The sequence below is a fragment of the Paraburkholderia dioscoreae genome, assembly GCF_902459535.1.
Lineage (GTDB): Bacteria > Pseudomonadota > Gammaproteobacteria > Burkholderiales > Burkholderiaceae > Paraburkholderia > Paraburkholderia dioscoreae.
In genome coordinates this window covers 2,010,903-2,035,193 of record NZ_LR699553.1, presented here as the reverse complement: position 1 = coordinate 2,035,193, position 24,291 = coordinate 2,010,903, and the positions used below count along the sequence as shown (strand labels likewise).

At 64.7% G+C, this 24,291-nt stretch carries 21 protein-coding genes; 5 read left to right on the top strand and 16 right to left on the bottom strand.

The window, feature by feature from the left end; translation table 11 throughout:
* Positions 1-66: 66 nt before the first annotated feature.
* The 3 genes from PDMSB3_RS09085 to PDMSB3_RS09075 all read right to left on the bottom strand — a co-directional run bounded on the left by PDMSB3_RS09085 (position 67) and on the right by PDMSB3_RS09075 (position 4,329).
* A complete protein-coding gene (locus PDMSB3_RS09085) occupies positions 67-2,037 on the bottom strand; it encodes a hybrid sensor histidine kinase/response regulator (protein ID WP_007182029.1) in 1,971 nt (656 codons plus the stop codon).
* Positions 2,038-2,118: 81 nt separating this feature from the next.
* A complete protein-coding gene (locus tag PDMSB3_RS09080) occupies positions 2,119-2,622 on the bottom strand; it encodes a response regulator (protein ID WP_007182030.1) in 504 nt (167 codons plus the stop codon).
* Positions 2,623-2,718: 96 nt separating this feature from the next.
* Positions 2,719-4,329 carry a sensor histidine kinase gene (locus PDMSB3_RS09075; RefSeq protein ID WP_007182031.1) on the bottom strand — a complete coding sequence of 537 codons (1,611 nt, stop codon included), beginning with the start codon at positions 4,327-4,329 and terminating at the stop codon, positions 2,719-2,721.
* A 400-nt stretch (positions 4,330-4,729) separates the two neighbouring features.
* Here PDMSB3_RS09075 and PDMSB3_RS09070 point away from each other — a divergent pair, with 400 nt between their 5' ends.
* A complete protein-coding gene (locus PDMSB3_RS09070) occupies positions 4,730-5,224 on the top strand; it encodes a hypothetical protein (RefSeq protein ID WP_007182032.1) in 495 nt (164 codons plus the stop codon).
* Between the two features lie 174 nt (positions 5,225-5,398).
* On the opposite strand, the gene PDMSB3_RS38175 is transcribed toward PDMSB3_RS09070, so the two are convergent.
* Both PDMSB3_RS38175 and PDMSB3_RS09065 read right to left on the bottom strand, forming a co-directional pair.
* The gene (locus PDMSB3_RS38175) at positions 5,399-5,524 is read right to left on the bottom strand and encodes a hypothetical protein (protein ID WP_007182033.1); all 126 of its coding nucleotides are present in this window, start codon (positions 5,522-5,524) and stop codon (positions 5,399-5,401) included.
* Positions 5,524-8,043, bottom strand: a complete 2,520-nt coding sequence (locus PDMSB3_RS09065) for an AsmA family protein (RefSeq protein ID WP_007182034.1) — start codon at positions 8,041-8,043, stop codon at positions 5,524-5,526. Before PDMSB3_RS09065 ends, PDMSB3_RS38175 begins: the two co-directional genes overlap by 1 nt.
* 199 nt (positions 8,044-8,242) lie before the next feature.
* On the opposite strand from PDMSB3_RS09065, the gene PDMSB3_RS09060 reads away from it, so the two are divergent.
* Together PDMSB3_RS09060 and PDMSB3_RS09055 are read left to right on the top strand one after the other, a co-directional pair.
* Entirely contained in the window at positions 8,243-8,971 is a 729-nt protein-coding gene (locus PDMSB3_RS09060; protein ID WP_035518629.1) for an ABC transporter ATP-binding protein, read from the top strand.
* On the top strand, positions 8,968-9,774 hold the full coding sequence (locus PDMSB3_RS09055) for an ABC transporter permease (RefSeq protein ID WP_007182036.1): 807 nt from the start codon (positions 8,968-8,970) through the stop codon (positions 9,772-9,774). The genes PDMSB3_RS09060 and PDMSB3_RS09055 overlap by 4 nt, the downstream gene beginning before the upstream one ends.
* Positions 9,775-9,816: 42 nt before the next feature.
* Here PDMSB3_RS09055 and PDMSB3_RS09050 read toward each other — a convergent pair whose 3' ends face one another.
* Both PDMSB3_RS09050 and PDMSB3_RS09045 read right to left on the bottom strand, forming a co-directional pair.
* Entirely contained in the window at positions 9,817-10,374 is a 558-nt protein-coding gene (locus PDMSB3_RS09050) for a DUF6013 family protein (protein ID WP_007182037.1), read from the bottom strand.
* Positions 10,375-10,757: 383 nt separating this feature from the next.
* Complete coding sequence (locus tag PDMSB3_RS09045; RefSeq protein ID WP_007182038.1) at positions 10,758-11,780, bottom strand: zinc-binding alcohol dehydrogenase family protein; 1,023 nt, start codon at positions 11,778-11,780, stop codon at positions 10,758-10,760.
* Between the two features lie 132 nt (positions 11,781-11,912).
* On the opposite strand from PDMSB3_RS09045, the gene PDMSB3_RS09040 reads away from it, so the two are divergent.
* Complete coding sequence (locus PDMSB3_RS09040) at positions 11,913-12,866, top strand: LysR family transcriptional regulator (protein ID WP_007182039.1); 954 nt, start codon at positions 11,913-11,915, stop codon at positions 12,864-12,866.
* Positions 12,867-12,949: 83 nt separating this feature from the next.
* Here the strand turns inward: PDMSB3_RS09040 and PDMSB3_RS09035 are convergent, their stop codons facing one another.
* The 4 genes from PDMSB3_RS09035 to PDMSB3_RS09020 form a co-directional block, all read right to left on the bottom strand.
* Entirely contained in the window at positions 12,950-13,267 is a 318-nt protein-coding gene (locus PDMSB3_RS09035) for a hypothetical protein (protein ID WP_165185838.1), read from the bottom strand.
* Positions 13,268-13,310: 43 nt separating this feature from the next.
* A complete protein-coding gene (ligD, locus tag PDMSB3_RS09030; RefSeq protein WP_007182041.1) occupies positions 13,311-16,112 on the bottom strand; it encodes a DNA ligase D in 2,802 nt (933 codons plus the stop codon).
* Between the two features lie 43 nt (positions 16,113-16,155).
* Positions 16,156-17,169: a non-homologous end joining protein Ku gene (ku, locus tag PDMSB3_RS09025; RefSeq protein ID WP_007182042.1), complete on the bottom strand. Its 1,014-nt coding sequence runs from the start codon at positions 17,167-17,169 to the stop codon at positions 16,156-16,158.
* A gap of 132 nt (positions 17,170-17,301) precedes the next feature.
* Positions 17,302-18,555: a cytochrome P450 gene (locus PDMSB3_RS09020; protein WP_007182043.1), complete on the bottom strand. Its 1,254-nt coding sequence runs from the start codon at positions 18,553-18,555 to the stop codon at positions 17,302-17,304.
* Between the two features lie 304 nt (positions 18,556-18,859).
* Here PDMSB3_RS09020 and serB point away from each other — a divergent pair, with 304 nt between their 5' ends.
* On the top strand, positions 18,860-19,699 hold the full coding sequence (gene serB / locus PDMSB3_RS09015; RefSeq protein WP_007182044.1) for a phosphoserine phosphatase SerB: 840 nt from the start codon (positions 18,860-18,862) through the stop codon (positions 19,697-19,699).
* 75 nt (positions 19,700-19,774) lie between these two features.
* Here the strand turns inward: serB and PDMSB3_RS38170 are convergent, their stop codons facing one another.
* The 5 genes from PDMSB3_RS38170 to PDMSB3_RS08995 form a co-directional block, all read right to left on the bottom strand.
* Positions 19,775-19,906 (bottom strand): hypothetical protein, encoded by a 132-nt coding sequence (locus tag PDMSB3_RS38170; RefSeq protein WP_007182045.1) that lies wholly within the window; start codon positions 19,904-19,906, stop codon positions 19,775-19,777.
* Between the two features lie 180 nt (positions 19,907-20,086).
* Entirely contained in the window at positions 20,087-21,271 is a 1,185-nt protein-coding gene (locus PDMSB3_RS09010) for a cystathionine beta-lyase (RefSeq protein WP_007182046.1), read from the bottom strand.
* A gap of 138 nt (positions 21,272-21,409) precedes the next feature.
* Positions 21,410-22,030 (bottom strand): hypothetical protein, encoded by a 621-nt coding sequence (locus tag PDMSB3_RS09005; RefSeq protein WP_165185836.1) that lies wholly within the window; start codon positions 22,028-22,030, stop codon positions 21,410-21,412.
* Between the two features lie 55 nt (positions 22,031-22,085).
* Positions 22,086-23,270, bottom strand: coding sequence for a beta-ketothiolase BktB (bktB, locus tag PDMSB3_RS09000; RefSeq protein ID WP_165185833.1), 1,185 nt, complete (start codon positions 23,268-23,270; stop codon positions 22,086-22,088).
* A 68-nt stretch (positions 23,271-23,338) separates the two neighbouring features.
* A complete protein-coding gene (locus PDMSB3_RS08995; RefSeq protein ID WP_007182049.1) occupies positions 23,339-24,289 on the bottom strand; it encodes a sugar kinase in 951 nt (316 codons plus the stop codon).
* Positions 24,290-24,291: the final 2 nt, after the last annotated feature.

The following is a 24,291-nucleotide window of genomic DNA, read 5'->3' as shown; positions in this document are numbered from 1 at the left end:
GCTCGCAACAGGCCTTATTCATATCGTGAGGCGATGCCGGCAGCGCAATCCGGCAGCACAAATCGCTCAAGCCTCCTTCTCCTTGCGGCTCACCGCGCCTTCGATCATCGTCTCGAGCTGGCCGAAGTTGACTGGCTTGGTCAGATGCGAAGTAAAGCCGGCACTGAGGCAGCGACGCACGTCTTCGTCGGTGCCGAAGCCGGTCAATGCCACCGCGGGCGCGTCCGAGTGCTCGCGGAACGCCTTGATGAAGTCGAGGCCGGTGCCGTCGGGCAGACCCACGTCGCTGATCACCAGATCGAAGTTCGTCGATTGAGTCGCGGCCAGCGCGTCGTCCACCCGGCCCACGGTCGTCACCTCATGGCCGAGGCTGCGAATCAGTTGCGCCATGACCTCGGCAGTGTCCACGTGATCTTCGATCAGCAGGATGTTCAGCAGACCGGCCGGATGCACCTCGTCCGGCACCACGACGGGTGAAGTCGCTTCCGGCGGCATGGCCGTCGGCAAGGTGATCGTGAAGGTCGCGCCGCAGTGCGCGCCGGGGCTTTGCGCCGTCACCGTGCCGCCATGCACATCGGTCAACGCCTTCGTGATGGCAAGCCCGAGGCCGAGCCCGCCGAATTGCCGCGTCATGTTCTGGTTGCCCTGCTCGAAGGCGTTGAAGAGTTTGCCGATCTGGTCCGGCTCGATGCCGATGCCCGTATCTTCGACCGCTATCTGCACCTGCATGCGTTCGTCGCGGGTGCGCACATAAATATGGCCGCCGTCCGGGGTGAACTTGGCGGCATTGCGAATCAGGTTCCACAGCATCTGCTGCAGCCGGGCGCGATCGGCCAGCACGTAATGATGCCGGGCGTTCTTGTGGACGTGCACATCCTGCTGCTTGACCTGAATCTCGCTGCGAAACAGTTCGAGCACGCTGTCCATCACGTCGTGCACGTCGACGGTTTCCAGCGACAGCCGCAGCTTGCCGTTCGCCACACGCGTAAGGTCGAGCAGATCGTCGATCAGCCGCGCTTCGAGTTCGACGTTGCGGCGGATCATGCGCACGCTCGCGCGCGCCTGGTCGGGGAGATGCGGGATCATCTCCAGCACGCTGGCGCCAGCGAGCACCGGCGTAAGCGGCGTACGCAATTCGTGCGACAGCATGGCCAGAAAACGGTCTTTGGCGCGATTCGCTTCCTCTGCAGTCTGGCGCGCGGCCTGTTCCGACGCGAGCAACCGTTCGCGCTCCTCGATCGCCTCGCGTTGCGAATGAATGTCGGTGCAACTGCCAAACCATTTGCCGATGTTGCCTTCGGCGTCGCGCATCGCCACCACGCGGACGTCGAACCAGCGGTAATCGCCGTCGTGGCGGCGAATCCGCAACTCGTGCCGGTAGTCGCCGGCGTTGCCCGCCACTGCCTTGAGCCAGCTACGGCGGATCACTTCGCGGTCGTCCGGATGCACGGCGTCGAGCCAGGCAAGACCATACGAACTGCCTTCGGCGAGGCCGGTGTAGTCGTACCACTGCTTCGACAGAAAATCGCAGTCGCCCGCGGCGTTGCAGGTCATGACGAGGTGCGGCAACGCCTCCGACAAGGTGCGGTAATGCTGCTCGCGGTCGCGCAACAGCAAGGCCTCGTCCGACGCTCGCTGCAAGCGCACTTGCGAGAGCACCCGTTCGACGGCTTCGGGAAGGTAGTCGAGGTAATCGCCCGATTTCGGCACCACGTCGGACACGCCCGCGCGCAACGCTTCGATGACACGCGACTCGTCGGTGAAACCGGTCACGAGAATGGCGGGAATCCGCACGCCTTCAGCGCGCAAATGGCGAAAGAAGTCGAGACCGGTCTCGGGTCCACTGAGTTGATAGTCGAGCACCAGCAAATCGGGGCCGCCGCCCGCGAGCCGCTCACGGGCCGCGTCGACGCCGGCGCAGATCGCGACCCGGCAGCCGGCGCGTTCGAGCGACTTGCGCGCGAGCCGCAGGATGCCTTCGTCGTCATCGACGACCAGCACATATGCGGCATGCTGCGTGGACACTTCTTCGGTCATGCGAAGTCTTCTCTGGCTAGGGTCAGCAAGTGGTCTATCCTGTCACGAGCGGCTTTCGGCCGCCTTCATGCGGGCCCTCCATCACGGCCCCGAGAAGCGATGGCCCGAGGGCAGCTTGACCACCTGCAGGAAAAACCCGAGGCGGCGCACGGCTTCAATGAACGCATCGTATTCGACCGGCTTGGTAATGTAGACGTTGCAGCCGAGTTCGTAGCAGCGCGCGATCTCTCGCGGGTCGTCGGTCGTGGTCAATACGATCACCGGCACGGCGGCCGTCTGCGGCGACTCTTTCAGACGCCGCAAAACCTCGAAGCCGTCCACCCGCGGCATTTTCAGATCGAGCAGCACGACGAAATTCATCAGATCTTCGCGGGGCGGGTAGGCGTTGGCCGCGGGCGCGGTAGCAGAACTCGCGGCGGCGTCCGCCGGCGCCGGGCCGAAGAAATAATCGAGTGCCTGCTGGCCGTCATGAAAACGCACGAACCCGTTCGAAATGCCGGCACGGCGCAGATTGCGCTCGACGAGCGTGGCGTGGCCGTCGTCGTCTTCGATCAGCACGATGCTGACCGTTTCCCCGTGACTCATATGCTCTCCGTGCTGAACGATTCGTTGATGCCTGCCGCTCGTGATTATCCGCGCTGCCGCCGCATCTGCCGCATCTGCCGCATCTGCCGCTTCTGTTCAGAGGCGTGCGGGTTGCTCCGGCAACACCACGAAAAAAGTCGAACCCGCGCCTTCCGCCGACTCGACCCACACGCGGCCGCCGTGCCGCTCCACCGTGCGACGCACCACCGCGAGACCGATGCCGTCGCCGTTGGCGATGTCGCCGTGCAGGCGCTGAAACGCCCGGAACACCTTCGACATGTAGGCAGCCGGAATGCCGAGGCCATTGTCACGCACATAATACGTGCGCATGCGTACCGTGCGCGGCTCCGTCTCCTCGACCGGTTCGGGTTCCAGCGCGCCGACTTCGATACGCCCCTTGCGCGCCGGGTCGAGATAATTCAGCGCGTTGCCGATCAGGTTGCTGAAAATCTGCTCGATCGCGCCCGGGTCGCCCCATGCGGGCGGCAAGTCGCGCACGGTCACCACGGCCGCGCGCTGCCCGATCACGCCCTGCAGCGCGTCGACCACCCGCCCCACCACGCGCCCCACGCTCACACGCTGCCACTGATATTCGAGCCGGCCGGCACGCGAAATCCGCAGCAGCGCCTCGATGATCGCAGCGGCCTGCGTGACCGCGGCACGCAAATACTGCAGTGATTCGCGCACGTCGCCATCGAGAATATGCACCATGCGCCGATGTTCGGCTTCCGGCAACTTCGCGGCCTCGACCACGCTGTCCAGTTCTTCGCAAGAGACCTGCAATTCCTTTGAGAAACCTTGCAGATTCACCAACGGCGAGCGCAGATCGTGCGACACGCTGTAGATGAACATTTCATTGTCCTGCGTCTCCTGACGCAACTCCTCGTTGACGCCTGCCAGTTCCCGCGCGCGCGCTTCGAGCCGCGTTTTCAGCATAGCCTGCTCGGCTTCGGCCTCGCGCAAACGCTCGCCGGTCTGATGCAGCACGGTGTCGAGCGCGGCAATTTCGTCGCTGCCGGAGAGCGGCGCGGCGAGCGTGCGACCGCCGCCCAGGCGCTCGGCGTTGTCGGTCAACACTTCCAGCCGGCGACCTATGCTGCGCGCAAATACCACCGCGGTGGCCGCCCAGATCAGCATTGAGCCCAGCACCGCGCCGATCAGCGCATATTGCTGACGCGCCCGACGCCGCGCCAGCGCCGCCGAGCGCTCGGCGTCGAGCCGCGACGCTTCATTGCCGAACGCCGCGAGTTCGTCGCGAAACAGCGCGATCTGCCGCGGCAACGCGCCGGTTTCCTGCGCGGCAAACGGATTCGGGCTACGCCCCGCATGCAGCGCCTGCGAGATCGCGACCGTCTGCACACGATAGGCGTCGATTGCACGCTGCATCTCGTGCACGCGTTCGACCTGCTGCGGCGTATCGGCGACCAGCGCCTCGAGCTTCGACAGACGGTCGCCGAGATCGACCCACACGGTGTGACGGTCGATCAACGACGCGTCGCCGATCACCATGCCCGTGCGAACCCGCGCAGCCTGACGCAGCAGCGGATCGACGATAGCCGACGACTGATAGAGAATCTGCTTGCTGTTGGCGACCCACTGCGCGGCCTGCGCAGTCTGCTCCTGGGTATCGAAGACGACGCCGAGAAGCGCCAGCTCGACCGCGCTCGGCACGGCAATCAGCAGCAGACCCTTCGTGAATAGTTTCATGTTCGCCCGAAGCGTCGCAGGGGTCACTCAGGCCGCGCCGCTCGCGAACCCGGCCACGCCGTGCCGCCCTGGCGGCCTTTGCGGTGACGGAATCGGCGAGCACGGCGCAGTGCAGCCGGACGGGCCATTATCGACGTGAATGGGAGATATTTCAACGTAGCGGCAAGATGCGCTCGCCCACACAAAAATGACTTTTTTATTGGGCTAAGATGTTTTTTCCGCGTCTCGTGCGTCTATGATGGAGACAGATGTGCTGGGAAGCGAAAGCGCGCGGCGAGGCGGTTCGGCATGATTCGTGCGGGAGGCGGTGGGGCGGCGCAGTCGTCGAATCACCGTGAATCCGGCCTTGTCGTATGCTATAAAAGATCGACGTGCGGCGCGCGAAGCCGGGAGTGGTCGCATGAGGACGCTGCGTTTCTTGCAATTCTTTTTCAGGCGAATTTTTATGTCCTTCCCGAAAAAGCGTAGACGCGCGAAGGTGGACGGCGATGAGTCGTTCCTCGCGGTACTACGACATTTCAAGCCGTTCGGCCAGCTCGACACCAAGATTGCGCGCGCTCGCGCGCAAGACGAGCCAGTCCTTTATGCGCACGCACTGCCTGGGCTCGACGTCCTCCTGTGCAGTGTGCGTGGGGCGCAGCCGCCCTATCCCGCACCCGCCGAGTTGCGGCGCCGCTGTATCGAATCCATTACCAATGCACTGGAGCAGCCGCTCGACGGGCTCGAGAACGGCGGTTACTGGTACGAGGCGGATGGCTTTGGCTTCCTGGTGTTTGCCAGCCGGGCTCGCGGCAAGATCCTCACGGAATTCGGTGCGACCCGCATTGGCGGCACCCGTCGCGGGGTTCGTCGTCAGGACGCGGCTGGAGATGCGGCTCCGCGATCCCTGCGGTAAGTAAGCCCTAAGCCCGAGCCCCCCACGCAACCGATATTCATGCTCGCAACGCCAGCGCCGGTTCGCAGAGTCGGGCAGGCGGCGTTGCTTTATTCCGTTGCCGCAGTGCCTTCCCTCATTTCACTCGACTTCTGACGCGCGCTCCACCTGCGCGCGCGTGCCGGACTCACGTGCTCATTTCGCCGCGATGTCATCAATATGGCCGCGCGCCTGCGGCACGCTGATCAGCCACAGGAAAATGAATGAAAGGCCGCCGCCGAAACTCCAGCTGAACCAGTCTGCAGGCAGATCGAAAGGCATCAGCTTCCCTTGTATGCAGCCGCACTGGCCGGCGACATCACCGCTGGCTTCTTGTCCGCCGCAGCGGGCGTAGCGGGCGCGGAAGCCCCGCCCGAAGACTTGTTGACCGGCGCACCGTCCAGCGAAATGGAGGCCTTGGGCCGCTGCTTCACGCCCGGCGGCGGCGCCGTCGGCGCCTGCCGGACCTGTGCGAGCAACTGGTTGCACGGCAGCGGCTTGTTGTTGCTCGGCGCGAGCAACGGAATCAGCGCCGCAAACGGATTGATCAGCCCGAGGCCGACCGCCGCGCCGCCGCGCAACGCCAGCGCGGCCGCGTCTACCCCTACGTGCGGATCCTTGAAAGTGCCTTTCACATAGAGCGGCGAGCGCAGCGAGAACACCCGGAAACCCTTGGTATGCGGATGCACCCCCAGGTCCATCGACTCGTCGCGCATATTCACATTGCCCTCGATATTGATCACCGCGTCGTCCGTGTCGAGCGCGAAGACACGCGAATCGAGCACGCCGTTGGTCGCGACGAAATCGGCGGCCGCGCAGTTGATCTTCACGTCGCGATTGCCGAACAGCTTTTCATACACGACGTTCGCCACATTCAAGCCGGCCGCTTCCATCAACAGGCGGCTAACCGTGCCGTCGGTCACCAGCGCCTTGACCTCGCCGTTCGAGGTGGCCGCCAGCGCCGCCGGCGAATTGCCCGTCGCGGTCAGCGCGGCGTCGCCGTTGATTTCGCCGAGCGCGTTCTGCATGGTCTTGAAGTTCGGGAACAACTGCTTGAGCTTCAGATGCCGCGCCGACGTCGCGAAACGCCCCTTGAGCGGCGTTCCGCTACCGTCCAGATGAATGTCCGAAGCCAGCGTGCCGCCGGCCACGCCGAACTTCAACGGCTCCAGCGAGAGCACGCCGTCGGTCATCACGATATGCGTGTACAGATCCGTAATCGGCAGATTCACGTCTTTCACGATGCGCCGGCCGGTGAATTTCACGTCGGCGTCGATCGCCTTCCAGCGGTCGGTGCGGAACTCCTCAACCGGCAGCGCCTTGTTGGACGGTTGCGCCGTCGCATCGCCACGCTTGGCCTTGCTGGCGTTCGAATCCGCGCCGATCACCGGCGCCAGATCCGAGAACTGCAGCAGATGCGAGATCAGTTCGCCCTGCAGCAGCGGACGCGGTTCACGCGCGGTATATGTCAACGAGCCGTTGAGATCGCTGCCGCCAACCCGGCCAGTAAAATTTTCATACTTGAAGACGTTGCCGCTGGACTTGAACTGGCCGACGAGGCGGCCTTCGGTCGCATAAGGCGGCGTGTCGGGCAAGGTCACGCCCGTGAGCGAATAAAGACGCGCCATACTGTTGCCCTGCAGCCAGAGGCGCAGATCGACCGCTGCAAGATGCGCCGGATCGGTGATCGTACCGACGAGGCCGATATGCAGATCGCCCGCCTTGACATCGGCCTGCACCGGGAACGGCCGGTTGGTGTCCTGCAACGCCAGCACGCCGCCCACCTTGCCGCTGCCCGACACCGGTGTCTTGTTGTAAGTCCCTTTGACGGTCCAGCCGATGGCGTACGGCGGAATCTCCCTTTTCGCTGCCGCCTGAGCTTGCGCGCCGCTCGCACCCGAAGCAGATGCGGGCGCCGATGCAGTAGCCGACGCCACCACTGCGCCGCTCGCGCCTGCGCTGACCGCGGCGCTGGCGCCTTTCGAACCGCCCGCGACCAGCGTACCTGACGCGCCCGTGGCCGCCGTCGTGCCCGACGCGGTAATGTCCGTGGCCGATGCGCCTGAAGCCGCCGCCGCGGATGCCGCCGCAGCCTCCGAAGCCGCCTGCGCATTCGCCTGCGCGGTCAGCTTGTTCGCGCCCGCCTTGCCGATCGCTTCGGCCGACGCGCTGCGCGACGCCGCTTCCTGCTGCTTCATCGCTTCACCGATCGGAATCGGCTGGCCGAGCGTATCGACCACCATCTGCAAGTCGACCTTCTTCTGCTGATCGGACAGCGCGATGTTGCCCTTGGCGAACGCGATATCGTGCAGATCGAGCTTCCATTCGGAAGGCCCGCTCGACGACGCCAGCTTGAAGGTCCAGTTGTTGCGCCCGTCGAGCAGGCGCTCCAGATCGACCGAGGGATTCACGAGGTTAATGGCCGGGATCACGATATCGTGCGTGAGCAGCGGCAGCACCTTGACCTGGAAGTCGATCTCGTCGAGCGTGGCGAATTGCGGCTGTTTGGTCCAGTCCGGATTGCCCACGGTGATATTGGCCGCCGAGAAACGCGGCCAGGGCACCCAACCGCGCCAGCCGGTCTCGCCCACCGGGTGCCGCCAGCCCACTTTCAGATCGCCGTTGATCGCGAACGGCCTGCCGATCGCCTGCGTAACCTTGTCGTTGATATAAGGTCTTGCCCGGTTCCAGTCGAAGGTCAGGATGAAAATGGTCAACGCCACAATCAGAATGACGATGATCGCCACCAGCCATGCGACGATTTTCCCGATGCGCCTTCCAGTTGTGCTCGACACTGCCATTGAGAGGCTCCGCGGTTTGTTCTAGATTGAGGACCGATCAGCATGTTGCGTGCCCGCTTCTTGGTCGGGAAGCGTCATGTCGTCGCCGCTTTATCATGCTGCATGGCCACTCGCGCATACGTTGCCGACGCGGCCGCGAACGGATCGTCGCCACGTCACGGCAACCTTCGACCCTACATTCCCCATTACGATTCCACTCATGACCGACGTTCCCTTCGTCCTCGCCGACGGCATCGCGCGACGCGACGCCGTACGCGGACAGGCGCTGCTGCAGCCGACTACCTTCGCGTTGCACGCGGGCAACCGCGTCGCAATCACTGGGCCGTCCGGCTCGGGCAAGAGCGTGTTCCTGCGCGCCCTCGCCCTGCTCGATCCGCTCGATGCGGGGCGCATCACGTGGCATGGCGCGGCGGTGCAGCGCGCCGCCATTCCGCGCTACCGGCGCAATGTCGCGTATATCCGGCAGCGGCCCGCGTTGCTCGACGGCAGCGTGGAAGACAATCTGCGTTACCCGTTCGAGTTGCGCACGTACCGCGACGTGCGCTTCGATCGCGCGCGAGCGGCGAGCCTCGCGGCGCAGGCCGGCCGTGGCGACGACTTTCTCGACAAAAGCGCCAGCGAGCTGTCCGGTGGCGAAGCGCAGATCACCGCGCTGATTCGCGTGCTGCAACTTGCGCCCGAGGTTCTGCTGCTCGACGAACCTACCGCCTCGCTCGACCCGGAGTCATCGCGTGCGATCGAAGGTCTGGTGCATGCGTGGTTCGACGACGCGCCCGGTCGTCATGCGTCGATATGGGTGTCGCACGATCCGGCACAAGCCACGCGCATGAGCGAGCGGCACCTCATCATGCGCGCGGGCGTCCTCGACGAAACAGCGCGACACGAGGCGGCGCCCGTGCATCACGATCATCCGGAGCCGGGACAATGACATTGCAAAACCTGAGTCTGTGGGACGTCGCGATCGCAGCGCTGCTGATTGTCGTGAACGGTGCCGTGTCGGTGGCGCTCAGGCTCGATCTCGAACGCAAGCTGGCGTGGGCCGCCGTGCGCACCGTCGTGCAGTTGCTGGCGATCGGCTATGTGCTCGGCTGGGTGTTCCGTTACGACCGGTGGTACGTGGTGCTCCCGCTGATGATCGTCATGACGCTGATCGCCGGTTTCGCAGGCGCGCAGCGCGGCAGCCGCACGTATCGCGGCCAACGCGCAGACAGCGTGCTGTCGATCTGGGTCAGTTCGTGGCTGGTGGGCGCGCTCGGGCTGTTCGTCGTGATCCGCATTCACCCGTGGTACGAGCCGCAATATGCGATTCCGATTCTCGGCATGATCCTCGGCAATACGCTGACGGGCGTGTCGCTCGGCATCGAACGGATGACCGAGGAGTTGACCGCGCGGCGCGACCGCGTCGATATGGCGCTCGCGCTCGGCGCGACACGCTGGGAAGCGGCGCAGGCGCCGGCGCGGCAAGCGGTACGCGCGGGTATGATGCCGACGCTCAATCAGATGGCCGTGGTCGGCGTGGTGAGCCTGCCCGGCATGATGACCGGCCAGGTGCTGGCCGGCCAGTCGCCATTGCAGGCCGTGCGCTATCAGATCGTGATCATGTTCCTGATCGCCGCGTCGTCGGCGCTGGGGACGGTGGGCGCGGTGCTGCTCACGTACCGGCGGCTCTTTTCGGCGGAGCACCGGTTTCTGGCGGCGCGGCTGGTGGAACGGGCCGGCGCGAGGCGTTGAGTCGCGCCCCGTGCCGTCTTGCGCGTCTTGCACGCGCCCGGCTCAACGCTTCGCGCTGATCGCGACTTCCGTGCCGTCGTTGAGCGTGAGCGTTTTCGTGCTGCCGTTGACCGGCATCGTGAAGCGCAGAATCTGACTAACGCTCACGTCGTTCGGACACTTGATCGTTTTGCCGCCAGTCGTCACCGTCTTCACGCCCTTCGGCGTCTGCGCCTGGAAGCTCAGTTGCACGGTCGCCGTGCCGTCGGCCGCGACGACCGGCGCAAAACGGATCTGCGTTTGCCGAATCATCGCGCCGTTGGTGTCGGTCGGCAGTGAAGCGTAGTTGGGACACGCATCCGTCGCGGGAACCGGGCCGCCCGGCGGCACGGTCTTCCACGTGAAGTCGTCCGATTCGCCGGAGCGGATCGTGCGGGTTTCCTGCGAATTGCCGAACTGCTTCGACGTGACGCGCACCGTGTAGCGAATCGGACCGTCGAGAGCGGATTGGGACGTAACCGTGATCGGTGTGGCCGCGTGGGCAACCGGCACGAGCATGCCGGGCGCGAATGCGCAGGCGAGAGAAGCGACAACTGAAACGGCGGAAAGTCGGAAGCTCATACTGTCACCTCGTTGTTGTGCCGCTGCGCGCTCGCGTCAGCACGACTGCCCACGCACCGCGTGACTGGATGAAGGCGTTAGATGCCTGGCCAGCCGGGCTGCGAGACACGCAACTGTTTTAGCATGATGCCCCACCAGTCTAACGCCAAGCGAAGCCGCGCGCGCTGCCTGCGGATCGGGTGTTAACCCGCTTGCGGCAACGCGTTTTCTGCGCGTGTGGCGGGCTGGCGCGCGCTCGCGTGCGCGCCGGCCGCCCTGCTACAAATCGACACGCCCCAGTGCCGGATCGCGCTGCTCGATGCGCATCAAATGAAAATGGCCGGCGCGCATTGCTGCGACGCCGGCCATGCCGGTTCAGACTGACTGCTTCAGGCGCAGTGCGGTTAGGCCTGGAAGCCCGTCAGCACCAGCTTGCCGATTGCCCGTCCTTCTTCGAGCAGTTGATGCGCGCGGCGCAGATTCGCGGCGTTGATGGTGCCGAGATCCTGGCCGACGGTGGTGCGCAACGTGCCCGCGTCGACGAGACGCGCCACTTCGGTCAGCAGCTTGTGCTGCTCGATCATGTCGGGTGTGCCGAACATGGAACGCGTGAACATGAATTCCCAGTGGAACGCGGCGCTCTTTGCCTTCAACAGTTCGACCGGCACCGGCTTGCTGTTTTCCACGATCGTGCAGATGCCGCCTTGCGGCTTGATGACTTCGGCTGCCGCCGGGAAGTTCTTGTCGGTGTCGTTGAACATCAGCACGTAATCGACCTCGTCGATCCCGAGCTTTTTCAATTGCGCGGGCATGTCGCCGAAATGATCGACGATGTGATCCGCGCCCAGATCCGTGGCCCACTTCGCCGATGCGGGCCGCGATGCGGTTGCGATCACCTTCAGCTTCGCAAGCTGCTTCGCCAGTTGAATACCGATCGAGCCGACCCCGCCCGCTCCACCGATGATCAGCACCGTGCGGCCTTCGTCCGCGCCTTGCGGCGACACGCCGAGACGGTCGAACAACGCTTCCCAGGCGGTGATCGCGGTCAGCGGCAGCGCGGCCGCGTGGGTGAAGTCGAGCGACGCCGGCTTGCGCCCGACGATCCGCTCGTCCACCAGGTGGAACTCGCTGTTGGCGCCGGGCCGCGTGATGCTGCCCGCGTAGAACACCGGATCGCCGACCTTGAACAGCGTCACGTCCGGCCCGACCGCGGCCACCGTGCCGGCGACATCCCAGCCGAGTATGCGCGGCGTTTTTTCAACCGCGTCTTTCGGGGCGCGCACTTTGGTGTCGACCGGATTGACCGAAATGGCCTCCACCTTGACCAGCAGATCACGACCGGTGGCTTCGGGTTTGGGGATATCCACATCGACCAAGGCTTCGGCTTGATCGATCGGCAAATAACGATAGAGACCGACGGCTTTCATACATGCTCCTGTTCGTTCACATGCGGTGGGAGGATCGAGATGCTTTGCGATCCCAGTGGCGTCATCGTAAGACGGTTCTTATTCTTATAAAACCGCGATAATGACTGAAACATCTTTTTGAATTTCAGAAGAATGAATCTTCCTGCGCCATCCACACGTGTTTCGTCCGGCGAGCGGGAGCGGCTCGATCTGCTCGACGTCGCCCTGTTCGTGCGAGCCGCCCTGCTTGCCAATGTATCGGCCGCCGGGCGCGAATTCGGCCTGTCGGCGGCGGTGGCCAGTTCGCGCATCGCGCAGCTGGAAAAGCTGCTCGGCGCGCGCCTGTTGCACCGAACCACCCGCCGCATCAGCCTCACGCAGGACGGTGAAGTCTTCATGACGCGAGCCGAAGCCCTGCTCGACGCGGCCGCCGCCGCGCGCGCCTCGGTCGGCCGGGCGCAGGCCGAGCCGCAGGGCCGCTTGCGTGTCTCGCTGCCCTCGTCGTTCGGGCGGCAACACGTCTCGCCTGTGATCAGCGAATTTCTGCGCCGCTATCCCGGCGTGAGCGTCGATCTGCGCCTGACCGATCAGGTGATCGATCTCGTCGATGCGGGTATCGACGTGGCGATCCGTATCGGCATGCTGAAGGATTCGTCGCTGGTGGCGCGGCGCCTCGCGGTGAACCGGCGGGTGCTGTGCGCGGCGCCCGCTTATCTTGCCGGGCGCGGCACGCCGCATCATCCTTCGGATCTCGCGCAGCACGAGTGCATGATTCTGTCGGACCAGCGCGATTGGGCTTTCGTGACACCCGCCGGGCCGATCGAGGTGCGCGTGAGCGGACGCCTCGTCACGGACAACGGCGAAGTGATCCGCGACGCCCTGCTGGCCGGTTTCGGTATCGCGCTCAAATCGACGTGGGACGTCGCGCCGTTTCTGCGCAGCGGCGAACTGGTCAGCGTGCTGGACAGCTATCCGCTCGCCGAACGCGTGGCGATCTGGGCGGTGTATCCGAGCCGTTCGTTCGTGCCGCCGAAAACGCTCGCCTTGATCGAATTCCTCACCGCCCATTTCGGCGACCCACCGTACTGGGACAGCGAGCCGGGTTGAAGCAGATGCGCCGGCAGCGGGCCGGGCTCAGCCGGCGAACCGGGTGACCCGGGCTCACATGGCGCGCCCGCGCCGCCGCGCCGTTAGTGCTTGCCGCGCCCGCTGCCGGGTGTTTTGCCGCCGGACGCTTTGCCGTCGGAATTGACGTCGGTATGGGCATCGTTCTGCGTCTTTTGCTGATACTCATCTCCGCCGCGCCGGTCCGTATCTTTCAGCCCGCGTTCGAGATCGCGATGCGCCTGCTTGCCGACATGGCGCGGGCCGTCCTCGTGTTGCGATTCCGGGTTCTGGTCGGTTTCATGCGGCGGCGGCGCGGCGGCCTCCTGCATCGATCGAGGTTGCTTCCTGGCGTGCGGATCGGCCTGCTTGTCGCCGTCCGATGATTGCGGTGAGGTCTTCATGATGTGCTCCTTTTCGCTTTGAATCAGGGTCGCTGAAGCGCGCTTACTGCGCGTCATCCAGGCGTTTTTTCATGGCAGCGGTAATGCGCTGGCGCGTTTTCGCGTAGTCCGCCCACGGATCGCTTTTCAGCTCGGCGAGGCGTTCGTGCAGATTCTCGATGGTCCACTGATCACCGCCCGTCGTTGCGGCGACTTCGTCCCAAGCCAGCGGCACCGATACGCCCAAGCCCGGCCGCGCACGAGCGGAGAATGCGGCGACCGTGCTCGACCCGCGGTTGTTGCGCAGGTAGTCGACGAAGATTTTCTGCTTGCGATTCTGCGCGCCCATCTTCGCGCTGAAATACTTGGGCAGCGTCGCCGCCATGTGCTGCGCGACGGCCTGAGAAAAGTCCTTCACTTCGTCCCAGCCAGCCTGTTTCGCAAGCGGCACGACCACGTGAAATCCCTTTCCGCCGCTCGTCTTGCAGAACGACGCGAGGCCGAGTGCTTCGAGCAGCGAACGTGTCAATTGCGCGGCCTCGATCATGCGCTCCCAACCCAGCGACGCGTCGGGGTCGAGGTCGAACACCATGCGGTCCGGCTTTTCGATGTTCGACACCACGGCATTCCACGTGTGAAATTCGACCGTGCCCATTTGCGCGGCGCCGACGAGTGCCTTGAGCGTATCGACGGTAATCAGCGGCGGGTGCCCCGGATCGAGGCCCGGATGCTGCGTGACATTCGGAATCGACAGCTTCTGGCTGTGCTTCTGGAAAAACAGCTCGCCGCCGATGTCCTCCGGCGCGCGCACCAGCGACACCGGCCGGTCCTGCAAGTGCGGCAGCATCCAGTCGGCCACCGATTCGTAGTACCGCACGAGGTCGAGCTTGCGCGTGCCGCTGCTCCTGTCGATGACGCGGTCGGGATGGGAGATGCGGACGCCGGCGACTTCGCCGGGGGCCGTCGCCGCCTTCGCGGAAGTTTTGCGCGCAGCACGTTTCGTGGGCGCGTCGTCAGACACAGAATCGGTTTGCTGTTGCACGTCGGCTCCCTGTCGAGGTGTTTCCTTGACGATCTGGCGCGCCGGCTTGTCGTTGCGCAGACTCACGAACGACGCCTGACGCACGATGCCGTCGCTCGTCCATTCCGCGAAATTGCATTCGGCGACCAGCACCGGTTCGACCCAATGCACCGGCGTGCGGCTGCGTTCGCGCGGCGCGGCGGCGAACGGCATGTGCCGGGTCTCGTGCGCATCGAGTTCTTTCTTCACCGAGCGCAGCAGCGCCGCGTCGAAACCGGTGCCCACGCGCCCTGCATACTGCAATTTGCCATTGCCGTCGTAGACACCGAGCAGCAGCGCACCGAACGCCGCGCGGCTGCCGGACGGTTCGGAGTAGCCGCCTATCACGAACTCCTGGCGTCGTCGGCACTTCAGTTTGATCCACGCCGACGAACGTCCCGACATATAGCCACTGTCGCGCCGCTTGCCGATGATGCCTTCCAGCGCCATGTCGCACGCGCTCCGGAGCAGTTCATCCGCGCTGAAATCGAAATTGTCGGAGAAGCGCAACACGCTGTCGTCGGCGTCTTCGAGCAACGCGCGCAGAATCGCGCGACGTTGTTCGAGCGGCACGCCGCGCAGGTCGTAGCCGTTCAGAAACGGTATGTCGAAGAGGTAAATCACAATGTCTTGCAGACGATTCGAATCAAACGCGTTTTGCAGCGCCTGAAAATTCGGCACGCCGTTCTGGTCCAGCACGACGGCTTCGCCGTCGAGCCATGCGCTTTCGATGTCGAGTCGTTCGAACGCCTTGACCTGTTTGCTGAACTTCGCGGTCCAGTCGTTGCCGGCGCGGGTGAGCACCTTGACGGCGCTTCCCTTAGTCGCCCTATCGATTCGGACCAGCACACGATAGCCGTCGAACTTGATTTCGTACGACCATTCATCGCCGGGAGGTGCGCTGTCGACGAGCGTCGCCAGTTGGGGCTTGAAGGTCGCGGGCAAGCGTGCCGGCACCGCGCCCTCGATCGAAGGCGAAGCGGCGAGTTCGCGCAACGATTGCGCGCTGCGCGTGGCCACGATGTCGGGTCGCTTCGGGTCCGCGCGGCTAGATGAAGCCGGCTTCGTGCCGTTCTTGCCGGTTCGTTTCGCGATCGACGCCGAGTCCGGGTCCGCAGTGGCTTTCGCGGCCGCGGCCGCTTTGCTCGCAGTTTTTGCTGTGCTCTTCGCGGCCGCCGTCTTCGCTGTTTTTGCGCCTTTGCCCGCCGCGGCGCTATCGGCGAGCACGCTACCCGGACGCTTCTTCAGAATGTCATACTCGCTTTCATTGCGCGCTTCATCGTCGCGTTCCTTGATGAGCAGCCACTGTTCCTTGTCGCCGCTGCCGCGCATATGGCTGCGCACCAGCGTCCAGCCGCCGTGCAGTTTCTCGCCGTGCAACTGGAACTTGAGCTTGCCGGCCGCGTAAGCGCGCGCTGCCTCGGCCGCGCCGCCGAGCGGCTCCCATGTGCCGCGATCCCACACGATCACACTGCCCGCGCCGTAATTGCCCGGCGGAATTTCGCCTTCGAACGAACCGTATTCGACCGGATGGTCTTCGACATGCACCGCCAGCCGTTTCACCGACGGATCGAGGCTCGGCCCTTTCGGCACCGCCCACGACAGGAGCGTGCCGTTCAGTTCGAGCCGGAAGTCGTAGTGCAAACGACGCGCGTCGTGCTCCTGAATCACGTACGACAGCGCCTCGGCGGACGCCTGCGCGGCCGTCTTCCGGCCGCCCTGCTTGCGGCTCGTGCGCGTGCCCGCCGGCTCCGGCGTGTCGTCGAAGCGACGTTTGCGGTTGTAGGTATCGAGTCTGTCGTTCATGGCGATGGCGTCGTCGCAAGCGGCTCAGGCGCGGGGCCGACGGTCAGGCAGCCGCGCGGCGCTTGCGGGCCGCCGGCGTTGAGGCAGCCTTCGCACTTGCGCGGCCGCCCGCGCTGCTGCGGCCATGCGTCGTCGCACTCGCGGCGGTGCTCGCGGCGCGCGTCGCGCGTGGCTTCTTGCGGGCCGGCACCGCGGTGTCGGTGTCGGCGTCGTCTTCGTCGTCAGCGGTGCGCTTGCGGCTGCCCGCCGCCGGCTTGCCCTTGCCGCGTCCGAGGCTGCGTTTGAGCAGATCGGACAGATCAAGAATGTCGGCGGATTGACGCGACTCATGCGGCGCTTCGACTTCAGTGATCTCCTCGGTCTTGCCCGCGCGAATCTTGCGGTCGACCAGCGCCATGATGTCGTCGCGGAAAGTGTCGTGATACTGCGACGGATCCCACTTGTCGCTCATGTCGTCGATCAGCTTCTTCGCCATGTCGAGTTCGCGCGCGGACACGCCCGCGGCTTTCATGCCCTCGGGCGGCAGCTTGAATTCGTCGAAGTCGCGCACTTCCGCGGCCCAGCGCAGCGTGTTCAACGCCAGCACCGGACCGACCGGAATCAACGCCGCGAGATGCTGCTTGTTGTGCAGCACGACACTCGCCACGCCGATCTTGCCCGACGCCTTCATGGCTTCGCGCAGCAGCGCGTAGACCTTTTCGCCCTTGCGGTCGGGCGTGAGGAAATACGGCGTGTCGAGATAGAGGAACGAAATGTCCAGCGCGTCGACGAACGCGAGGATATCGACCGTTTGCGTCGACTCGGGATTCGCCGCGCGGATCTCGTCGTCCGAGAGCACGACGTACTTGTCCTTTTCGTACTCGAAGCCGCGCACGATGTTATCGCGCGTCACGTCCTTGCCGGTACGCTTGTTGATCTGCTTGTAGCCGACCGGATCGATTGTGCGCTTGTCCAGCAGATTGAAGCCGACCTTCTCCGATTGCGTCGCCGGATATAACTGCACCGGCACGTGAACGAGGCCGAAGCTGATTGCGCCCTTCCAGATCATGTGTGCCATCGTGCGCTCCCCTGGGCCTAGAACCCGAAGCGAAGCAGCAAGCGTGCCACGGTCTTTCGGCCACAGCGGGCGCGTGCTGCGTCAGGACGGCCTCGTCCACGGGCTGTAAGTCTTGCGTCAGGCCGGCAAAAGCTACGCCGTTCGGCGTCCTGCCGGCTCGAGTTCGACCGGCACCGCAGCAAAGCCTCGAAACCGCACCCGCCCGCCGCGCGTCGGCTCGGCGTTCACGCGATACGCCGGAAACCGCTGAACGAAGCGGCCAATCGCAATGCGCGCCTCGAGCCGCGCGAGCGACAAGCCGGCGCACTGGTGAATGCCGAAGCCGAATGCAAGATGCCGGTTCGGATCACGGCGGATATCGAAGCGATCGGGATCCGCGAACTGTTCCGGGTCGCGATTGGCCGCGCCGATGCATAGCGTGACCGGCGTGCCGCGCGCGACCGCCACGCCGCCGATCTCGGTATCGACAGTTGCCATGCGGTTGCCGAGCTGGTTCGAACTCTCGAAACGCAGGCATTCTTCCACCGCCGATTCGATCAGCGACGGCTCGTGCAGCAACGCCGCGCGCTGTTCCGGCCATTGCGTCAGCGTGACGAGTCCGTTGCCGATCAGATTCGTGGTCGTCTCATGTCCGGCATTCAGAATGAAGATGCAGTTCTGCAGCAACTCCGCTTCCGACAATTGCTCGCCGCCCTCTTCGCCCTGAATCAAACGCGTCAGGACATCGTGCTGCGGATCGCCCGGCTCGCTGCGGCGCCGCGCAACCAGATCGCGCAGATAGTCGACGAATTCGCTCACCGCGCGATTGCCCCGTTCGAGCTGCGCCTCGGTAAGCGAAGGCTCGAGCGCGCCGAGTATCGCAAGCGACCAGTCACGCAACGGCGCGCGCTCCGTGTGTGGCACATCCAGCAGATTGCCGATGACCTCGACCGGAATCGCCGACGCGAACTCGTCGATCAGGTCGATGCGGCCGCGTGCGGCGGCGGTATCGAGCAAGCCGTCGACGAGGCGTACCAGTCCCGGCTCCATCGCCGCGATGGCGCGCGCCGTCAGCGCGCCGGCGATCAGCTTGCGCACGCGCGTATGACGTGGCGGGTCGTTGAAGACGAGACTCGTTGTGTGATGCGCGTAGAGCGGCGAGTCGCCATATTTCGGCTTGAATTCGACCGTCTTGTCGGAGCTGAAGGTTTTCGGATCGCGATAGACCGCCTGCACGTCGCGAAACCGCGTCAGAAACAGCGAGCCGTCAGGCATGCGCTTGACCGGCTCGTGCGCGCGCAACGCGTGATAGACCGGATAGGGATCGGCATGGAAAGCGGGATTCAGGTCGCGCAGATCGAAGTTGCGCGCAAGAGTGGATGCTTCGCTGGCGGTCGCCGGGGTCATGCGGTGTCTCCGTAGTGGTGCGCCTCGTCAAGGATGCCGCCGCGTTCAGGTGCCGGACTTTGTGCGCCGCGAAGGCGTGCATGCGACCGTTGGTGTGCGCGGCGGCTGCGAGGCGTCGTTCGATGCGCCAGTATGAACCGCGCGCCGAAGGATTGCACGGCGCAATGCCGGATGCCGAATGCCGTGCGCAGCAGCGTTTGCCGCGGATCGCGGGAGGCGATGCAAAGCGGCGAACCGTTACAATAGCGGGATTTTCCGCGCGCACCGCGCGTCCGCCCTTTACCGTGTCACTGCGTCGTCGTCCATGAACCTCGTCATTCAAAGCCCCGCGCCCCTTTCCGCCGACCATCACAAAACGCTCGTCGCGCTGGCGCGCGGTTCGCACGCCAGCGTCATCGACGCCAACGCGATTCGGATTGCCGATGCAAGCGTCGCCCAGCGTGCCGACCTCGACGTCTATTGCGGCACCCATCAACTGGACTACGCGTTTGTCGAAGCCGGCCGCCAGCTGCGCGACTTCGGACTGGTCGCAATGGACATGGATTCGACGCTGATCACGATTGAATGCATCGACGAAATTGCCGACTTTTGCGGACTGAAAGCGGAAGTGTCGGCGATCACCGAGGCCGCGATGCGCGGCGAAATCAAGGACTTCAACGAAAGCCTCACGCGACGCGTGGCACTGCTCGAAGGCCTCGACGCAAGCGCGCTCGAACGTGTATACGAAGAGCGGCTGCAACTCTCGCCGGGCGCCGAGCAGATGCTGGCCGGCGCGAAAGCGGCCGGATTGAAAACGCTGCTGGTGTCTGGCGGATTCACGTTCTTCACCGAAAAGCTGAGGGCGCGTCTCGGTCTGGATTTCACGCGCGCGAACACGCTTGAAATCGTGGATGGCAAACTGACCGGCAAAGTGATCGGCGAGATCGTCAACGCCGATGTCAAAGCACGCACGCTGCTCGAAACATGTGCGCAATTGGGCATTGAACCGCGCCGCGCAATCGCAATGGGCGATGGCTCGAACGATCTGAAGATGATGGCCGAAGCCGGTCTCTCCGTTGCGTTCCGCGCGAAGCCGGTGGTGCGCGAAGCGGCCAGCGTGGCGTTCAACCATGTCGGGCTGGACGGGTTGCTGCGGCTGTTCTGATGCCGGTTTGATGCCGACTCTAATGCCGGTTTGATGCGCGGGCCGATGCGCTGATGGCCAGCGCTGGCAACGGCTCTATTTTTTCAGAATGTCCGTGGTGAACACCACCATCATGCTAATCGCATCAAGGCTTGTGATGATCGCAGTCCACATCAAAAAGCGCGGATAGATTTTTTCTGACACTAGCCACAACGAGAATTTTTTCATGATTGCCTCCTTGAGTGATCTGGTCCACCGCAGTACTCCCGCCCTTGCCCTCCCGGAATGGGAATTGACCAGCCCCGACATCACGATATCCTGACAGACACCGTCGATAACAAAAAAAGCCCATTGGGAACGTGTCCCAATGGGCTTGCTCACCCTACGGAAAAACGTCGCCCGGACTTTTCAGCCCAGCGCCGCCAGCGACTGCTCCATGTCCGCACGCAAATCCGCCTCGGTTTCGAGACCGATATAGAACCGCACCAAAGTGCCGCGATGCGGCCACTGCCCCGCCGTGCGCATCGACGCGACGTCGTACGGCATTGCGAGGCTGTGCGCGCCGCCCCAGCTCCAGCCGAGCGAGAACAGTTCGAGCGACTCGCAGAACGTGTCGATTTGCGCCGGGCTGTAACGGCCGTCGAACACCACGGAAAAGAGCCCGCCAGCACCCGTGAAGTCGCGCTCGAAAAATTCATGGCCCGGACAATCCGGCAGCGCCGGGTGCAACACCGCGGCAATTTCCGGCCGCGTCTTCAACCACCTGGCCAATCCGAGCGCCGCGCGGTCATGCTGCTCGAAGCGCAGTTGCATGGTCGGCAGGCTGCGCAGAATCAGCGAGCAGTCGTCCGACGAGACTCCGATGCCCATGCGCATGCGCGCCGCCTTCAGCTTCAGATGCAGTTCGCGATCGACGGTGACGGTCGCGCCCATCAGCACGTCGCCGCCGCCCGACTGATACTTGGTCAACGCCTGCACCGAGATATCGACGCCATGATCGAACGGGCGGAAACCGAGCCCCGCGGACCACGTATTGTCGATTGCCGTGACGACGTTGTGCGCGCGCGCGACCGCGGTGATGGCGGGCACGTCGGCCACTTCCATCGTCACCGAGCCGGGTGCTTCGAGCCAGATGAGACGCGTATTCGGCCGGATCAGATCGGCGATGCCCGCGCCGATCATCGGATCGTAATAGCGCACGGTGAGGCCGAAGTCGCGCGCGAGCCAATCGCCGTGATCACGGTTAGGCGAATAGACGTTATCGGGAATCAGCACGTCGTCGCCCGCCTTGACGAGGCCGAAATACACGTTCGAAATCGACGACAACCCCGACGGCTGCAACAACGCGTGATTGCCGCCTTCGATGGTGGCGAGACGCTGCGCCAGCGCGAGGGAAGTCGGTGTGGCATGCAGGCCGTAGCGCCATTGCGCGTCGTTTTTCCAGTCGAGCGCGCGCATGGTCGCGAGATCGGGGAACACGACCGTCGAAGCGCGCGTGACCGGCATCGAGAACGACTCGAAGCCCGGCGTGAGCTGGTCCTCGGCACGCACGATACGGGTTTGCAGATCGCGTTTGAGTTTGGATTGGGTCATGGTGAGTGTCGGTGAAAAGCGGACGAAAACGGAGGGCACGCGACTTCAAGGCGCGCGCCGCACACGCAAGAGTAGCCGAGCCGGTCGGATTTCGCTCATGAGACGGCGCGAGCCGCGCGGACCCGCGCGGCTACGGGCTCATTCGCCGGTTTGCAGATTGCTGACGCCGCCCACGGCGTGGCCGCCGGAAGCCAGAACGGTGGCGGCCCCTGCGGAGGGCTGGGCCGCAGCCGTGCTCGCCGGCGCGCCGGGCGGCGGCACCGCCTGCCCTGCCGCCAGCGGCTTCAGGTCGAACGGCTGCGGGTCGGAATCGTCGACGTTCATGCGGTCGCCCGCCACCGAGCCGTCCGCTGCGAACTTGCCGACCCAGTTGCCGGTGATATGGGTGCCGTCGTTCGATTCCTCGACTTCGAGCGTATCGCCGTCGCGGTCGCCCGCGATCAGAATCACTTCGCCGGTGTCCGTGTACTGATACTCGCCGTGCACGCCGGCCGGGTCGTCGGATTTCGGACCGAGTTTCAGCACGATCTGGCGCGAGCCCAGCATGCCGGCGTAGCGCGGAAACTTCGCGAATTCGGGACTGGGCTTGAGCGGCAACTGGATCGGCGGGGGTGCCGCCAACTCCTTTACCGCGTCGCTTTCCGCCCAAGCCTGCGCGGGCATCACCACCGCCGCGCCCGCGCACAGCACTGCGGCAACGGTCGCTACTGCCCAACCGCGCCGAAGCCGCGCACCCATCATCGCTTTCAGTTCCCGCATCCGTTCCTTCCTCATTGCCCGATACTGACTCGATACTGACTGCTACGTGAGCGCTTCAGATCCGCTCGAAGATCGCCGCGATACCCTGGCCTCCGCCGATACACATCGTGACCAGCGCGTAGCGGCCGCCGACCCGCTGCAGCTCATACAGCGCCTTGACGGTGATGAGCGCACCGGTCGCGCCGATCGGGTGGCCGAGCGAAATGCCCGAGCCGTTCGGATTGACCCTGGCGGGATCGAAGCCCAGTTCCTTGCTGACCGCGCAGGCCTGCGCGGCGAACGCTTCGTTCGCCTCGATCACGTCGAGGTCGGCGATCGTCAGTCCGGCCCGTTCGAGCGCCTTGCGGGTGGCCGGCACCGGACCGATGCCCATGTACGCGGGATCGACGCCCGCATGCGCGTACGACACCAGCCGCGCCAGCGGCTTGATGCCGCGCTGCTCGGCAATGCCGCGCTCCATCAGCACGACGGCCGCGGCGGCGTCGTTGATGCCCGAGGCGTTGCCGGCCGTTACCGTGCCGTTTTCTTTCGCGAACACGGGCTTCAGCTTGGAGAAATCTTCAGCCGACGCGCTCATGCGCGCATGCTCGTCCGTGTCGAACACGATGTCGCCTTTCTTCGACGGGATCGTGATCGGCAGGATCTGTTCCTTGAAGTACCCGCACGTGATCGCGTTGGCCGCGCGGCGATGCGATTCGAGCGCGAGTGCGTCCTGCACTTCACGCGAGATGTCGTACTTGCGCGCGACGTTCTCCGCAGTCACGCCCATGTGGATCGACTGGAACGGATCGTTCAGCGCGCCGACCATCATATCGACGAGGCGCGCGTCGCCCATGCGCTGACCGAAGCGCGCGGCGGGCATGGAGTAAGGCGCGCGGCTCATGTTTTCCGCACCGCCGCCGATGGCGATGTCGGCGTCGCCAAGCAGCACGCTTTGCGCGGCCGAGACGATCGCCTGCAGGCCGGAGCCGCACAGGCGGTTGACGGTCAAGGCCGGCACGTGTTGCGCGACGCCGCCGTTGATCGCGGCGACTCGCGCCAGATACATGTCTTTCGGTTCCGTATGCACGACGTTGCCGAACACCACGTGACCGACTTCGTCGCCCGACACACTGGCGCGCGCCAGCGCTTCACGGACCACGCGTGCGCCGAGATCGGTCGGCGGAATATCTTTCAGACTACCGCCGAAAGTGCCGATTGCCGTGCGCACGCCGCTTACCACCACTACGTCCCGTTGCATCGCTCGCTCCTTGTTCCGTCTCTCAAGATGATTTTGCCGCCGGCGGGGCCGCGCGTTACCGCGCGTGTTCAGCCCGCCAGAAGTTGTTCGACCGTCTCGCGCGAAGGAATCGGCGCCACCGCGCCGTAACCTTGCGTGGACAGCGCCGCCGCGACGTTCGCATAACGTGCCGCCGCAAATGGATCGTCACCCGCGACGATACGCGCGATAAACGCGCCGCCGAAGCAGTCGCCCGCGCCGGTTGCATCGACCGCGTCGACGAGGTGGCCCGGCACGACGCGCCGCTCGCTGGGCGTGGCGATATACGAGCCTTGTTTGCCGAGCTTGAGCGCGACCACGCCCGGACCGCGCGACAGCAGGAAATCGACGATCTCGTCACGGCCGGTCAGACCCGTGAGTTCGGTGACGTCGTCCCAGCTCGGCAGGCAGATATCGGTCTGGCGAATCGCTTCGAGCATGACCGCGCGCGCCCGGGCGAGCGGCCACAGTTTCAGCCGAAGATTGGTGTCGAAGCTCACGCGCACGCCGTTGGCGCGAGCATGTGCGATCGCCTCCAGCGCCGCGTCGCAGGCGCTCAGGCTGATCGCGAGGCTGATGCCGGACAGGTGAATCACCCTGGCAGCGGCGATCGCCTCGAACGGCAGATCTTGTGGCGCATAGCGGCTTGCGGCCGAGCCGGCGCGCAGATAGTCGAACGCGTGACCATCGGGACCGTGGGACACGAAATAAACGCCGGTGGACGCATGCGGATCGACACGCACAAGCGACGTATCCACCTGTTCACGCTCCCACAGATCGACCAGCAAACGCCCGAAATGATCCGCGCCGACAGCGGATACGAAACCGGTGCGCGCGCCCTGGCGGGCGGCCGCGATGCAAAAATTCGACGTATCGCCGCCGAAGCCTTGCAGATAGTTCGGTTCGTCTTTGACCGACTGGTTGAATTCGATCATCGCCTCGCCGAGCGCGAGAATGTCGGGGTGCTGGACTTCCGGCGTTGCGGTCATGCTCGCCGCCATTG

What these genes read in the sequence shown, in the direction of transcription:
- PDMSB3_RS09085 (WP_007182029.1), bottom strand. Translation starts at nt 2,037, where the DNA reads ATGACCGAAGAAGTGTCCACGCAGCATGCCGCATATGTGCTGGTCGTC.
- PDMSB3_RS09080 (WP_007182030.1), bottom strand. Translation starts at nt 2,622, where the DNA reads ATGAGTCACGGGGAAACGGTCAGCATCGTGCTGATCGAAGACGACGAC.
- PDMSB3_RS09075 (WP_007182031.1), bottom strand. Translation starts at nt 4,329, where the DNA reads ATGAAACTATTCACGAAGGGTCTGCTGCTGATTGCCGTGCCGAGCGCG.
- PDMSB3_RS09070 (WP_007182032.1), top strand. Translation starts at nt 4,730, where the DNA reads ATGAGGACGCTGCGTTTCTTGCAATTCTTTTTCAGGCGAATTTTTATG.
- PDMSB3_RS38175 (WP_007182033.1), bottom strand. Translation starts at nt 5,524, where the DNA reads ATGCCTTTCGATCTGCCTGCAGACTGGTTCAGCTGGAGTTTCGGCGGC.
- PDMSB3_RS09065 (WP_007182034.1), bottom strand. Translation starts at nt 8,043, where the DNA reads ATGGCAGTGTCGAGCACAACTGGAAGGCGCATCGGGAAAATCGTCGCA.
- PDMSB3_RS09060 (WP_035518629.1), top strand. Translation starts at nt 8,243, where the DNA reads ATGACCGACGTTCCCTTCGTCCTCGCCGACGGCATCGCGCGACGCGAC.
- PDMSB3_RS09055 (WP_007182036.1), top strand. Translation starts at nt 8,968, where the DNA reads ATGACATTGCAAAACCTGAGTCTGTGGGACGTCGCGATCGCAGCGCTG.
- PDMSB3_RS09050 (WP_007182037.1), bottom strand. Translation starts at nt 10,374, where the DNA reads ATGAGCTTCCGACTTTCCGCCGTTTCAGTTGTCGCTTCTCTCGCCTGC.
- PDMSB3_RS09045 (WP_007182038.1), bottom strand. Translation starts at nt 11,780, where the DNA reads ATGAAAGCCGTCGGTCTCTATCGTTATTTGCCGATCGATCAAGCCGAA.
- PDMSB3_RS09040 (WP_007182039.1), top strand. Translation starts at nt 11,913, where the DNA reads ATGAATCTTCCTGCGCCATCCACACGTGTTTCGTCCGGCGAGCGGGAG.
- PDMSB3_RS09035 (WP_165185838.1), bottom strand. Translation starts at nt 13,267, where the DNA reads ATGAAGACCTCACCGCAATCATCGGACGGCGACAAGCAGGCCGATCCG.
- ligD (WP_007182041.1), bottom strand. Translation starts at nt 16,112, where the DNA reads ATGAACGACAGACTCGATACCTACAACCGCAAACGTCGCTTCGACGAC.
- ku (WP_007182042.1), bottom strand. Translation starts at nt 17,169, where the DNA reads ATGGCACACATGATCTGGAAGGGCGCAATCAGCTTCGGCCTCGTTCAC.
- PDMSB3_RS09020 (WP_007182043.1), bottom strand. Translation starts at nt 18,555, where the DNA reads ATGACCCCGGCGACCGCCAGCGAAGCATCCACTCTTGCGCGCAACTTC.
- serB (WP_007182044.1), top strand. Translation starts at nt 18,860, where the DNA reads ATGAACCTCGTCATTCAAAGCCCCGCGCCCCTTTCCGCCGACCATCAC.
- PDMSB3_RS38170 (WP_007182045.1), bottom strand. Translation starts at nt 19,906, where the DNA reads ATGAAAAAATTCTCGTTGTGGCTAGTGTCAGAAAAAATCTATCCGCGC.
- PDMSB3_RS09010 (WP_007182046.1), bottom strand. Translation starts at nt 21,271, where the DNA reads ATGACCCAATCCAAACTCAAACGCGATCTGCAAACCCGTATCGTGCGT.
- PDMSB3_RS09005 (WP_165185836.1), bottom strand. Translation starts at nt 22,030, where the DNA reads ATGCGGGAACTGAAAGCGATGATGGGTGCGCGGCTTCGGCGCGGTTGG.
- bktB (WP_165185833.1), bottom strand. Translation starts at nt 23,270, where the DNA reads ATGCAACGGGACGTAGTGGTGGTAAGCGGCGTGCGCACGGCAATCGGC.
- PDMSB3_RS08995 (WP_007182049.1), bottom strand. Translation starts at nt 24,289, where the DNA reads ATGGCGGCGAGCATGACCGCAACGCCGGAAGTCCAGCACCCCGACATT.